Source organism: Roseovarius pelagicus, from assembly GCF_025639885.1.
In the GTDB taxonomy this organism is placed as follows: Bacteria; Pseudomonadota; Alphaproteobacteria; order Rhodobacterales; family Rhodobacteraceae; genus Roseovarius; species Roseovarius pelagicus.
In genome coordinates this window covers 390,803-404,322 of the sequence record NZ_CP106738.1, presented here as the reverse complement: position 1 = coordinate 404,322, position 13,520 = coordinate 390,803, and the positions used below count along the sequence as shown (strand labels likewise).

Annotated in this window: 10 protein-coding genes and 1 pseudogene; 5 read left to right on the top strand and 6 right to left on the bottom strand. The window is 57.4% G+C overall.

Going from position 1 to position 13,520, the window contains the following annotated elements:
- Positions 1-28: 28 nt before the first annotated feature.
- From N7U68_RS02985 to N7U68_RS02970, 4 genes are all read left to right on the top strand, one after another.
- Complete coding sequence (locus tag N7U68_RS02985) at positions 29-1,489, top strand: TrkH family potassium uptake protein (RefSeq protein ID WP_373322989.1); 1,461 nt, start codon at positions 29-31, stop codon at positions 1,487-1,489.
- A gap of 138 nt (positions 1,490-1,627) precedes the next feature.
- Positions 1,628-1,867, top strand: coding sequence for an RNA chaperone Hfq (gene hfq, locus N7U68_RS02980; RefSeq protein WP_165192210.1), 240 nt, complete (start codon positions 1,628-1,630; stop codon positions 1,865-1,867).
- The gene (gene hflX / locus N7U68_RS02975; RefSeq protein ID WP_263048183.1) at positions 1,867-3,147 is read left to right on the top strand and encodes a GTPase HflX; all 1,281 of its coding nucleotides are present in this window, start codon (positions 1,867-1,869) and stop codon (positions 3,145-3,147) included. The genes hfq and hflX overlap by 1 nt, the downstream gene beginning before the upstream one ends.
- Before the next feature lie 99 nt (positions 3,148-3,246).
- Positions 3,247-4,182, top strand: coding sequence for a calcium/sodium antiporter (locus N7U68_RS02970; protein ID WP_263048182.1), 936 nt, complete (start codon positions 3,247-3,249; stop codon positions 4,180-4,182).
- Here the strand turns inward: N7U68_RS02970 and N7U68_RS02965 are convergent.
- Positions 4,179-6,653 carry a penicillin acylase family protein gene (locus N7U68_RS02965; RefSeq protein WP_263048181.1) on the bottom strand — a complete coding sequence of 825 codons (2,475 nt, stop codon included), beginning with the start codon at positions 6,651-6,653 and terminating at the stop codon, positions 4,179-4,181. The genes N7U68_RS02970 and N7U68_RS02965 overlap by 4 nt on opposite strands.
- A 92-nt stretch (positions 6,654-6,745) precedes the next feature.
- Between N7U68_RS02965 and N7U68_RS02960 the strand changes: the two genes are divergently transcribed.
- Complete coding sequence (locus N7U68_RS02960; protein WP_263048180.1) at positions 6,746-7,618, top strand: NAD(P)-dependent oxidoreductase; 873 nt, start codon at positions 6,746-6,748, stop codon at positions 7,616-7,618.
- Positions 7,619-7,633: 15 nt separating this feature from the next.
- Here the strand turns inward: N7U68_RS02960 and N7U68_RS02955 are convergent, their stop codons facing one another.
- The 5 genes and pseudogenes from N7U68_RS02955 to N7U68_RS02935 all read right to left on the bottom strand — a co-directional run bounded on the left by N7U68_RS02955 (position 7,634) and on the right by N7U68_RS02935 (position 13,402).
- A complete protein-coding gene (locus N7U68_RS02955; RefSeq protein WP_263049105.1) occupies positions 7,634-8,518 on the bottom strand; it encodes a mechanosensitive ion channel family protein in 885 nt (294 codons plus the stop codon).
- Positions 8,519-8,736: 218 nt separating this feature from the next.
- The gene (locus N7U68_RS02950; RefSeq protein WP_165192215.1) at positions 8,737-9,951 is read right to left on the bottom strand and encodes an NADP-dependent isocitrate dehydrogenase; all 1,215 of its coding nucleotides are present in this window, start codon (positions 9,949-9,951) and stop codon (positions 8,737-8,739) included.
- A gap of 108 nt (positions 9,952-10,059) precedes the next feature.
- Entirely contained in the window at positions 10,060-12,264 is a 2,205-nt protein-coding gene (locus N7U68_RS02945) for an NADP-dependent isocitrate dehydrogenase (RefSeq protein WP_263048179.1), read from the bottom strand.
- Positions 12,265-12,398: 134 nt separating this feature from the next.
- A pseudogene (locus N7U68_RS02940) lies at positions 12,399-12,632 on the bottom strand (potassium channel family protein); the annotation flags it as partial.
- A gap of 116 nt (positions 12,633-12,748) precedes the next feature.
- Complete coding sequence (locus N7U68_RS02935; RefSeq protein ID WP_263048178.1) at positions 12,749-13,402, bottom strand: DsbA family oxidoreductase; 654 nt, start codon at positions 13,400-13,402, stop codon at positions 12,749-12,751.
- Positions 13,403-13,520 lie beyond the last annotated feature (118 nt).

Below are 13,520 nucleotides of genomic sequence, written 5' to 3'. Positions count from 1 at the left end.
GATCCTGGGAGGCATCGCATCCGTTGCCATGTTCCTGCCTGCGTTGCATGCACTGGTGCTGGAGGATCATTCAGTTTCTCGCAGCTTTGCATATTCCGGGATATTGGGGCTTGCCGCCGTCGGATTGATTGGCTTGGCAATGAGCGGCAACGTCAGTCGCCACGAGGCCAGCGACCTGAGCAACCTTCTGTCACTGTGCCTGACATTCATCGTGCTTCCGGTGTTCCTTGCGGTGCCGTTTTACGAGGGTGTGCGCAATACAAGTTTTCTGAATGCTTACTTCGAGATGGTCTCGTCACTGACCACCACGGGCACGACGCTCTTTAACACACCGGGTCGTCTGGGCGATAGCCTGCACCTCTGGCGGGGCATGGTCGGCTGGTTCGGCGGATTGCTGATGTGGGTTGCTGCCTCGGCGGTACTTGCGCCTCTAAATTTGGGTGGTTTCGAAGTTACAGCAACGGCTGAGCCGGGGCAGGGCGAGACACGTCTCGATCGGTTCGAGCGCGCGGGCGCGGGCAAGCGCATGGGGCAGGCCACGTATTTGCTGGGGCCGATCTATATCGGATTGACTGCGGCGCTTTGGCTCTTTCTGGTGTTGTGTGGCGATCGGCCGCTGGTGGCGGTTGTACATGCGATGTCAACCATGGCCACCAGTGGCATTTCACCGGTCAACGGCGTTCAGAATGCCGGCTCCGGTCTGGGTGGAGAGATCGTGATCTTCTTTTTCATGATGTTTGCACTTTCACGCCTCACGTTTTCATCCGACACGATCACGACTGCGCGCCCCGGACTGCATCATGATCCAGAGTTTCGGCTGGGAATGCTATTGATCCTCGGTGTACCGTTGCTGCTGTTTTCAAGACATTGGTTGGGTGCGCTCGAGGTGGACCAGTTCGAAGAAATCCCGACGGCCATCGGGGCGCTCTGGGGGGGCACGTTCAGCGTATTGTCATTCCTGAGCACAACCGGATTTGAAAGTGCCTATTGGGAGACGGCGCGTGACTGGTCCGGTCTTGGGACGCCGGGGCTGATTCTGTTGGGCCTGTCGCTGGTGGGGGGCGGTGTCGCGACCACGGCCGGCGGGGTCAAGCTGTTGCGGGTCTACGCGCTTTACCTCAACGGTCAGCGCGAGATGGAACGACTGGTACATCCGTCGTCAGTGGGGCGGGCAGGCGCGCGCAGCCGCCGCATGCGACGGCAGGGCGCATTCGTGGCTTGGATTTTCTTTATGCTCTTTGCGCTGTCATTGGCGACGATCACGGTCATTCTTTGCGGGCTCGGGCTCGGGTTCGAACCATCGTTGATCCTGTCGATCGCCACGCTGTCGACCACGGGGCCACTGACCCAAGTAGCCGGCGAGGCGCCGATCATACTTAGTCAGATCGGTCCGGCAGCGAAACTGGTATTATGCGCTGCTATGGTGTTGGGACGGCTCGAAACGCTGGCGATAATCGCGTTGATCAATCCGTCCCTGTGGCGGGATTGAGACGAGTTGGAACTAAACACTGACAGGGAATTGATTTTTAGGCTGGAAACTCTGTCACGGGCGAGACATACTTGGTATCAAGTATAAAATTCCGGCACGGATCCGCCGCGCATACAAGAATAAAGGCTTTGGGGATAAATGGCTTCTGACCGTCAAAATCTGCAGGACGCATTTCTGAATCAAGTGCGCAAAACGAAAACACCTGTCACGGTTTTCCTGATCAATGGTGTGAAGTTGCAGGGCGTTATTACTTGGTTCGACAACTTCTGTATTCTGCTGCGCCGCGATGGGCAGTCTCAGCTGGTCTATAAGCATGCGGTTTCGACCATCATGCCGTCGTCGCCGATCAACCTTTATGATGGTGACGACCCCACTTGATGGATCACGCGCCCGTAGACACCCGCGCATGGGTGCTGCACCCTGATATCTGGTCTCGCGACGACTCTGCCCGCACACCCGCGTTGGCATTGGAAGAGGCGATGGGGCTGGCTCACGCGCTGCCCGGTCTCAAGGCAGTGGGTGGCACAGTCGTCAAGCTGCCCAAGGCACATCCCGGTATGCTGTTCGGTAAGGGCAAGATCGAAGAACTGCGCGCAAAATTCGAGGCGGAAGACATCGAACTAGTGTTGATCGACGGGCCCGTGACGCCAGTACAACAACGCAATCTCGAAAAAGCCTGGGGCGTAAAGCTATTGGACCGAACCGGGTTGATTCTGGAGATTTTCAGTGACCGTGCCGCCACCCGAGAAGGTGTATTGCAGGTCGAGATGGCTGCGCTGAGCTATCAGCGCACAAGGCTGGTACGGGCCTGGACGCACTTGGAGCGGCAACGTGGCGGTCTCGGTTTCGTCGGTGGCCCCGGTGAAACGCAGATCGAGGCGGACCGAAGGGCCATTGACGATCAGTTGGTGCGCCTGCGCCGCCAGTTGGAAAAGGTGGTCAAAACCCGGACCCTGCATCGGGCTGCACGAGCCAAGGTGCCATTCCCGATCGTCGCATTGGTGGGATACACGAACGCCGGCAAGTCGACGCTGTTCAACCACCTCACAGGGGCCGAAGTGATGGCAGAGGACATGCTCTTTGCCACGCTTGACCCAACGATGCGCCGGATCGAATTGCCGGAAGGTGGTCCAGAGCTTATTCTGAGTGACACCGTTGGTTTTATTTCCGATTTGCCGACAGAGCTGGTCGCTGCTTTTCGGGCAACACTGGAAGAGGTGCTGAGTGCGGACCTGATTTGCCATGTGCGCGATATTGCCCACCCCGAGACAGAAGCTCAGAAGAAGGACGTAGAGGCAATTCTGGAAAGCCTTGATGTGGCAGAGGACACGCCGAGAATCGAGATATGGAACAAGATTGATCTACTGGACGATGATGACCGCGCGGCGATGATGACCCGCGCAGAGCGGTTAGAGGACGTACAGGCACTTTCCGCAGTGACGGGAGAGGGAATGTCGGCATTGGTGGCGCGCATCGCAGCGGCGCTCACGCCAGAGACCGAAGAGAAACAGCTACATCTGCGTTTTGACGAAGGCCGCAAACGTGCTTGGCTGTTTGAGCGTGGGCTGGTTGAACACGAAGTGCAAACCGACAGTGGATTCGACCTGACGATACGTTGGACGGCGCGCGAAGCGGCGCAGTTTAACGCGCTGAACTAGGCCCCTTGACAGCATAACATCTCGCTCCCATTTGCGCAGTACTGCGGGTCGGCTTTGCCCCAGGCATCCCGGTTTCAAAGCCCAGAGTAAACGCCGGTGATGGATATTTTTCTCGTTAGCATAGGGTTGATCGCCCTTTTGGCGGGTGGCGAATTGCTGGTTCGTGGCGCTGTGTCGATGGCGCGCGGAATCGGCATGAGTTCGATGGTGATCGGAATAACACTAGTCGGATTCGGCACATCCGCCCCAGAACTTGCTGCCAGCCTCAATGCTGCATTGGCAGGGTCGCCGGGTATTGCCGTCGGTAACGTTGTCGGCAGCAATATTAGCAACATTCTGCTCATCCTAGGCCTGGCGGCGATAATATCGGCCTTGGCGGTGCCGCAGGGCGTGCTGGCACGGGACGGCGCGGTGATGCTGCTGGCAACAGTGCTGTGCGTTATCGCCGTGCTATCGGGCACAATGGGACGACTCGCGGGGTTGGGGTTGTTTTTGGTGTTGGTCCTGTATCTTGTCGCCACGTTTTGGCTGGAGCATCGCAGTCACGCACCAGAGACGGTCGACGACGTTTCAATGACCCGCTCCGGTATCGGCCGCGCGGCGCTGCTCTTCACCTGCGGTTTGATCTTCGTCCTGCTGGGCGCGCATGCTTTGGTCAGTGGCGCAATCGCAGTCGCGGCAGATCTGGGACTTTCAGAGGCTCTGATCGGTCTTACAATCGTTGCAGTCGGCACCTCCATGCCCGAATTGGTCACATCGGTAATTGCTGCACGCAAGGGAGAAGGCGAGGTGGCGTTGGGCAATATTCTGGGCAGCAATGTTTTCAACATCCTCGGCATTCTCGGAGTGACTGCCTTGGTACAGCCGCTGAATATTCCCGATCAGATCGCGGCGTTTGACATATGGGTGATGTTGGGCGCCACGGTGCTGCTGCTTGTGCTCGGCTATTCCGGGGCGCGGATTTCACGGGCAGAAGGCGCGCTGTTGTTCGCGGCGTATCTGGCTTACATGGGGTGGTTGATCATCACGATCTAGGGACTGGCAGGGCGCAGGTTGGTGATCCCGACTGCCGCCGCGCGGGCCAACTGCGGATCTAGTGACATCGGAATATACTCCCCTCGCCGCCAAAGCTGCGCAAGATCATCGTAATACCTGCTGAGGAAGTGCCCCGACTGACCGGTAGAGATAACGAAAACGCTGCTGTCAGGGTCTGCAAAGTCATATACACCACGATATCCGGCACCATGCACGTTCTGGAATGGGTCCGGTCCTGTGCCGCGTGTCAGTCCGCGTTGCAGTGTGTGGTCGCCACCCGAGGTGGATTGTCGGATGTTGACGAAATACCGCACCCACGGGACGTCCCCCAAAACCGGATGATCCTGAACCGCCTGATGAACATCGCCCCAGCGAAGCGATTCCAAAGCTGTTCCATAGCGGTCTGTGATCCAGACCAATGCATCGTCCAACGCCAGTCGGGCGATATCTGTGCAGGTCTCAACCGGGCTGGACTGGACCACGTCGCACCAGATCGCCGCGCCATCTACATCGCGATAGACGCGCTCGATAAATATCGGGTCGGCATGGGTGAACTCGGAGTTGAGCGGTCCTAATTCGTCCTTGGCCAATCGCGTTTGGAGCGCACGCAGCCATGCCGCGTAAATTAGCGGTTCTGGCCGATGTTCGTTCATCTCGCCATTCCAATCGGCCAAAAGCGACAGGGCACGTTGACGCAGACCCTGAGCAGAGCCTTCGGGCGCGCTTTCGCCAGTAAACCACAGATCGGCACCAATGAGTGGCAGCAACGACCTTGCGGTAAAGCTGACGGTATCCAGTTGCGCCTCGATAAAGCTGTCTCTGGTGTGGACATGTCGGGTTTGCATCAACCGCTGCCAGCGATGAATACGCTGCGTATCGCCCCAGACATAGCTGACATGTTGGGGAAAAGGCCGGTCAACCGTCTTGTTATTGGTATTGCCAAGGATACCACCAACCGGGGCTACGAATTCTGGGTTCGCAGAGTGCGGAAAACGCCCCTGCCAGCGGTTATTATCAATCCAACCGCGACTGGGCAGGCGTCCCTGGCTTTCGTGATCGGCGTTGCGGCGGGGCATTGCACCCATCAGTTTCATCGCTATTTTTTCACGATCCACGACGGTAAGATTCTGGGCCGGAGCTACAAAGAGTTCACCGGCCTCAAGTGCATCCTCGACGGTACCTGCCCGCATCAGGGCAATCGCGGCGCTCATGGTTGTATCATGCGCGCTGAGCGCGGTCCAAGCGAGGCTGGCCACATGACCAGAAGGTGTCACCGTCCCTAGGTTGTAGTGCGACCCGGGCAGCACCGGGCCATTCTCGGTCCACCGCAAGGTCATCGTCACCGGGTCCTCTCCGGAAATGTTGATGATCGAGCGGCGCGTTTCGAATGGTTTGAATCCATCCGGCGTCAGGTATTCTTCGGGGTTGTCGGGATTCAACTGCTCGATATAGACGTCCTGATCGTCAAGATTGGCCGAGGTGATGCCCCATCCCAACCGTTCACTGCGCCCTGTCAGAACGGCCGGTACACCGGGTATTGTACCACCGATCACCCCTCCGCTGACCAGTTCCAGCCGTGCCAGATACCAGATCGCAGGCGCTGAAAACCCCAGATGGGGATCGTTAGCCAAGAGTGTACCGCCAGCAGCGGAACGCGACGGCGCTGCGGCCCATGCGTTCGAGGCACCGGCGAATTCTGGCGCAGGGAATGGAGAAAGCGGGTGTTGCGGCATCGGTGTGCCGATCGCATAGCGCGGAAGCTCCAGCCCCGGCATCAACTGGGCGTAGTCCGGCAGTGCGGCGATACCGGTGCCGGGCGCATCGGGCAGAATATCCGCCAACCGGGCTGAGTCCCCCAGAACCAGCGATGTGCGCGCGCGGCGTACCTCGTGACTCATCTGGGCCGATAGCTGAACCGCCATCAGCTTGATAATTGCAATGCTGTCCGTGGCAGACCAAGGCGAAATCGGTGCATTAAAGAGGAACATCTCGGGCGCGCCGCGCCCCAAGGCCGAGGAATTGATTTCGTCCACGCGGGCGTTCACTCCCGCGGCATAAGCTTCGAGTGCGGCCGTCGTGGCCGGATCCTGCGCCGCCACCGATGCACGCGCGGCCCCGTAGATGTCGAACCGGCGCAGCAGTTTGTCTACGCTCAGTGTCCGTGTCCCGAACACCTCTGACAGGCGACCCTGCGCTGTGCGGCGCAATACGATCATCTGCCATAGCCGGTCCTGCGCATGCGAATATCCAAGGCCAAAGAAGACACCGGTATCTTTTTCGCTGAAGATGTGTGGAACGTTGGCGTTGTTGCGTACAATCTCGACCGGCGCAGAGAGGCCCGCCACATCGAGCGATTTATCGTACTCGGGCAGTGAGCGTGACAACAAAAAGTAGAGCCCGATGACCGCCAGTACCGCCAGCGCCAACAGCACGCCCGTGATCCGCATCAACCATTTGAAGAGATCTGCCATTGGCCGCGCCACTTAACCTGTCATTTGCCCTTGCATCCTGGGCCGGGATAGTCAGAAATTCAGGCCAAGACAATGGCAAGCGGGGAAAGAACATGAGCACACTGGCATTCTTGGGCATGGGAGTTATGGGCTATCCGATGGCGGGCCACTTGCAGGCTGCGGGTCATTCGGTCTGTGTGTACAACCGGACCACCGCAAAGGCAGAAAAATGGGCCTCCGAACACGGTGGCACCCATGCGACAACCCCAAGAGAGGCTGCGGCAGACGCCGATTTCGTAATGGCCTGCGTTGGCAATGACGATGATTTGCGCTCGGTTTGTCTGGGTGAAGATGGTGCTTTTGCAGGGATGAAACCCGGCGCGACCTTTGTCGATCATACGACCGTGTCATCAAAAGTTACCGAAGAGTTGTATGCGATGGCCAAGGATGCCGGATTGAATTTCGTCGATGCGCCAATCTCAGGCGGGCAGGCGGGCGCGGAAAATGGGCAGCTATCCATCATGTGTGGCGGTGACCAATCGGCCTATGATGCAGCCGAACCGGTGATGAATACCTATGCCAAGCTTTGTCGCCGGATCGGTGATAGCGGGGCGGGGCAAGTAACAAAAATGTGCAATCAGATCGCCATTGCCGGACTGGTTCAGGGGCTGAGCGAGGCGCTGCACTTTGCCGAAAAGGCAGGGCTGGACGGGCGCGCGGTCACCGAAGTGATCAGCCAGGGAGCCGCCGGGAGTTGGCAGATGGCAAACCGGTACGAGACGATGCTGGACGACCATTTCGAACACGGATTTGCGGTGGACTGGATGCGCAAGGATCTGGGGATCTGTCTGGATACGGCCAATGAAACCGGCGCATCTCTGCCGGTCACGGCACTGGTCGACCAGTTCTACAAGGATGTACAGAAAATGGGCGGAGGACGCTGGGACACATCCAGCCTGCTCAAGCGGTTACGCCAAATGGGATGACGCCAACACTGGTGATTATGCATTGACTGTATCCTCGTCAGAACGTTCCGAATCTTTGCCGTTCTCTGCGCGGGTGCGAAGCGGGTCCTTGAACGTGAGTGTCCGATAAGGAAACGGAATTTCGATTTCGGCGTCGTCAAGCGCCCTCTTTACCGCGGCAATGACTTTGTCACGCGATTGCCGGATATCGAGCGGCGTAGAGCCGGTCCACCAAGTGATTTCAAAATTTATGGAGCTATCCGCGAATTCGTGGGCATAGATTTGTACATCTTTGACATCGCTGTGCACTAAATCAACCTTGCGCACCGCCTCTGCTATGACGTCGCGCGCGGCATCTACATCCTCTCCGTATGCGACGCCACAGATAATCGTGGTGCGGCGCAGGTCCTTTGATGTGCGTACAGTGACCGGATTTTTGAACAAGAATCCATTAGGTGTGACAACCAATTGACCGTCGGTCTGGCGCAACCGCGTGTCCCGAACCGTGACCAGTTCAACCTGTCCTTCGATGCCCTCGCATTCGATAAAATCACCTCGGGTAAACGGCTCTCGAAGAAGAACCAGTACACCGGCAAAGAAATTCTCAAACGTGTCCTTGAACGCCAAACCGATCGCGATACCGCCCACACCCAGCGCCGTTAGTGCCTTGCCGGGGGTTATGGTGGGGAAAGCGATCGTTGCCGCAATAAGAAGGCCGAAAAACCAAATCAGTACGGTCAACAGCATTGTAGACACTTCGATCAACGCGTTGCGGGTTCGCGCGCGTCGAAGGATACGGGGCAGGAAGGCACGTACAAGTGCAGCAACGACCCAAACCAACAAAACAAAGATAAGCGACGCGATGAGTTGAGGCAGAACGGCCCAGAAACCTTCGATGTAATCGTTCAGCTTTTCGCGCATCGGTTCTGGGGCTATTGCCCAAACAGACTGTGATGCCGCGCTGGCGACCTCAGCCGCGTTGTCTGCAATCGTCTCGGTGCTGTCCGCCATATCCCGTCCTTGTTGTTGCAATGAACAACCCGGTGAGCCATGGGAAGGTTCCGAAACGACAGCGTTTAAAAGGACGGGCGCTTTGGATACCCCCGCCCAAATGGGGGAAATGAAAGGTGTACGAAGGCTTAGCCCGGCAGCGCTTTGTTCAAATTCTCATCGACCTTTTCAAGGAAACCCATCGTGGTCAGCCAACTTTGGTCCGGACCAACTAAAAGCGCCAGATCCTTAGTCATGTGACCAGATTCGACTGTGTCCACCACGACCTTTTCCAGAGTTTCGGCAAAGTTCAGCAACGGATCGTTCTCGTCCAGCTTTGCGCGATGCTTCAGTCCGCCGGTCCATGCGTAAATTGACGCGATTGAATTGGTCGATGTCGCTTCGCCCTTCTGGTGCTGGCGGTAGTGTCGCGTCACAGTGCCGTGTGCCGCTTCGGCCTCGACGGTCTGTCCGTCCGGTGTCATCAAAACGGACGTCATCAATCCGAGCGATCCAAAACCCTGCGCAACGGTGTCAGATTGCACATCGCCGTCGTAGTTTTTGCACGCCCAGACATAGCCACCATTCCATTTCATCGCGCAGGCAACCATGTCGTCGATCAGGCGGTGTTCATAGGTGATGCCTGCCGCTTTGAACTTGTCGGCAAATTCAGTGTCGAAAATCTGCTGAAACAGTTCCAAAAACCGACCATCGTACTGCTTGAGAATGGTGTTCTTGGTCGACAGGTAAACCGGCCAACCTTTTGCCAGACCATAGTTCATTGACGCACGGGCGAAATCAATGATCGACTTGTCGAGGTTGTACATCGCCATGACCACGCCGCTGTCGGGGGCGTCGAATACTTCGTGCTCTATCTCTGTGCCATCTTCGCCGACGAACTTGATCGTCAGCTTGCCCGCGCCGGGAAATTTAAAATCGGTGGCGCGGTATTGATCGCCGAACGCATGACGCCCCACAACGATAGGTTTGGTCCAGCCGGGGACGAGGCGCGGCACGTTCTTGCAGATGATCGGCTCGCGAAAGATCACTCCGCCCAGGATATTGCGGATCGTGCCATTTGGGCTGCGCCACATCTTCTTCAGGCCGAATTCCTCGACCCGCGCTTCATCCGGCGTAATCGTGGCGCACTTTACGCCGACCCCGAATTCCTGAATCGCGTGGGCGGCATCGACGGTGATCTGATCTTCGGTACGGTCGCGTTCTTCGATGCCCAGATCATAGTATTTCAGATCAATATCGAGATATGGCAAGATCAGCTTTTTCTTGATGAAATCCCACATGATCCGGGTCATTTCATCGCCGTCTAGCTCTACAATGGGATTATCGACTTTGATCTTGGACATGTGACAGCCTTTCGGAATGCTACAGATATGCGTGGTTTGCCTGCACAGCAGATAGCACCGCCTTGACGAAGGTCAAAGGCGGTGTTGTCATGCTGGTCAATTCACGGTTTAGCCAATGATCCCATTCAACGTCGCACTCGGGCGCATGACAGCCGTTAGCTTTTTCGGGTCGGGGTGGAAATAGCCACCGGTATCTGCCGGTCGACCCTGCGCAGCGGCCAGTTCGGAGGTGATCGCGGTCTCGTTTTCGGCCAATGCTTTGGCCACCGGTGCGAATTCTTCGGCCAATGCCGCGTCATCCGACTGTGCCGCCAGTGCTTCGGCCCAGTAACGGGCGAACCAATAGTGACTATCGCGATTATCCGGCTGACCGACTTTGCGGCTGGGCGAACGGTCGTGATCCAGAATGCCCTGGGTTGCGGCCTCGACTGCCTCGCCCAGAACGCGCGCGCGCACATTGCCCTTGGCATCGGCAAGAAACTTGAAACTTTCGCCGAGTGCGCAGAACTCTCCCAGACTGTCCCAACGCAGGTGGTTTTCCTCATCCAGCTGCTGAACGTGTTTGGGCGCAGAGCCACCTGCGCCAGTCTCAAAGAGGCCGCCGCCTTGCATCAGCTTCACAATTGATAGCATTTTGGCCGATGTCGCCAGTTCGAGGATCGGAAAGAGGTCAGTCAGATAATCGCGCAGCACGTTGCCGGTGATTGCGATGGTGTTCTCACCCTTGGTGATTGTTTCCAGTGACGCGCGCGTTGCCTCGGCTGGGGCCATGATTTCGAATTTGTCGGTTACACCTTTGGCCTCAAGGATCGGTTTGACCAGCGCGATGAGCTCAGCATCGTGGGCGCGGTTCGCGTCCAGCCAGAAGATCGAGCGATAGCCAGTCGCTTTCTGACGTTCGATGGCCAGATTGACCCAATCCTCAATTGGCGCCTTGCGGGCCGACGCAGACCGCCAGATATCGTCCTTGGAAACGGCATGTTCATGCAGAACTGTCCCATCGCCCAGGATCATCTGAACCGTCCCATCTTCGGGGATTTCAAAGGTGGTCGGATGGCTGCCGTATTCCTCGGCCTTTTGCGCCATCAGGCCGATGTTTTGGACAGTCCCCGCCGTGGCGGGGTTCAGCTTGCCATTGGCTTTGAAGAACTTGACCGCCTCATCATAGACAGGTGCATAAGAGTTGTCGGGGATGACGCAAACGGTATCTGCCTCGTTGCCATCAGGGCCCCAGCCCTTGCCGCCCGCGCGGATCAGGGCGGGCATAGACGCATCAATGATCACGTCAGATGGTACGTGCAGGTTGGTGATACCCTTGTCCGAGTTCACCATGTACATCGGCGGACGCTCTGCCGTGACTGCCTCAATCGCAGCCATGATCTCGGGGACATCCTTGACCCGCTCGAGCAGATCGCCAAGGCCGGAATTGGGGTTCACGCCCAGATCGTTCATCCGATCACCGTGGATCTCGAATACCGGCGCGAGCCAGGCTTTGACCGCGTGGCCAAAGATGATCGGGTCGGAAACCTTCATCATCGTAGCTTTCATATGCAGTGAAAACAGCACGCCTTCGGACTTGGTCCGGTCGATCTCGGCCGCGAGAAAGTCGTCCAATGCCTCAGCCGACATAAATGTAGCATCGACCACGGTGCCTGCCGGGTAGGAAACCGCGTCCTTTAGAACTGTCTCGCCAGAGGCCGTTTTCAACACAATCCTAGCTGTGGCGGCATCTTTCAGAGTGATGGATTTTTCGTTCGAGAAGAAATCATCGCCGGACATGCTGGTAACACGCGTTTTGCTGTCTGCTCTCCACTCGCCCATGCGGTGGGGATTGTTCTGCGCGAATTTTTTGACAGCAGCCGCGGCCCGGCGGTCGGAATTGCCTTCGCGTAGGACCGGGTTCACCGCAGACCCCTTGATCGTGTCAAAACGCGCGCGGATCTGCTTTTGCGCATCCGTTTCGGGTGTTTCGGGATAATCTGGCACCGCATAGCCTTGGGACTGCAATTCACGGACTGCCGCGAGCAATTGCGGCACCGAGGCAGAGATGTTGGGAAGTTTGATGACGTTTGCATCTGGTGTTTTCACCAACTCACCCAAATCTGCCAGATCATCAGGAATACGTTGATCGTCTGTCAGGTGATCCGGAAAGGTAGCGAGGATGCGCCCCGCCAGAGAGATATCCTTGGTACCGATAGAAACATCTGCAGCGGCGGCAAATCGTTGAATGATCGGCAACAACGATGCGCTGGCGCGTTCGGGCGCCTCGTCGACCTTGGTGTAGATGATATCGGGACGGGATGTATCGGTCATTCTGGTGTCCTTTGCGGGGAAAGGTGAATTGAATTTATGGGGCCTCATACCTCAAAAAGCGGGGAGGGGGAAGCACTGTATGCGAACGTATACAATTTTACTTGCAGGCAAAGCGCCTATGATCTGCTAGCGGATCAGTCCTCGGGACCGGATCGATCTTCTTTGTGGGCAAACGCCCCCGCGGGGTGGCGCCGCAGATGACCGCCATGTTCTCGCTCGCGTAATGTGTAGCTAACGAATTGTTGTATCGTGACCGCGAAAGCCCCGAGGCCGACAAAGATGAAGCTCGGCGTACCGATCTTGCCCGCGGCCGTGACCGGGACAAGGCTGCCATATCCGACGGTAAGCAGGGTCACGACGGTGAAGAAATAGGCGTCGAGCTAACTCCAGCCTACGGTCAGCCCGAAGAATACCGTGCCGCTGCACATCACCAGCAGCAATGTGGAAACAAGGGTGATGACCCGAAAGCTGGTCATCGGCAAAGTCAGTCGGCGGCCTGAATGCGGGCGATGATATCGTCGATCACCTGCAACCACAGATCTGTGTCCTGACAGCCCGGCACAGCATGCTGACCGTTGACGATAAAGGTCGGCACACCGGTAATCCCCATCTCACGGAACTGTGTGTCACGGGCGCTGATGTCGTCGCGATCCGCGTCGCTTTTCAACAGTTTGTGCACCACGGCGGCATCCATGCCCAACCCGTCGGCGATGTCGCCCAGAACCTCGTGGTCGCCGATATCACGACCATCCTCAAAATAGGCGCGGAATAATGCCATCGCAACGGCGTCCTGCTTGCCCTCGATCCCGGCCCAATGCAGTAGTCTGTGCGCATCAAGCGTGTTGGGCGTTCGCTGCATCGCCTCGAAATTGATGCCAAGGCCCGCCGCCTTGGCGCGTTCTACCACGGGCGCGTAGGCACGCACCGCACCCTCCTTGCCGCCAAACTTGGTTTCTAGATACGCGCGGCGATCCATGCCGTCGGCTGGCATGTCAGGGTTGAGCTGAAAGGGATGCCATTCAATAACAAAGGGATGATCCGGGCGCTGCTCCAACGCGCGGTCGAGCAGTGTCTTGCCGATGTAACACCATGGGCAGATCGGATCAGAGATGATGTCGAGCTTGACAGTATCAGTCATGACAGCAGGGCCTTTTGATAGAATGGGCATTCCCAAGAAGACAGGATGGAGGGCACATATAGGCCGGAACAGCGTGTGGTACACCCCGAAAGCGGGTCAAATCTGATCGCCATGCTTG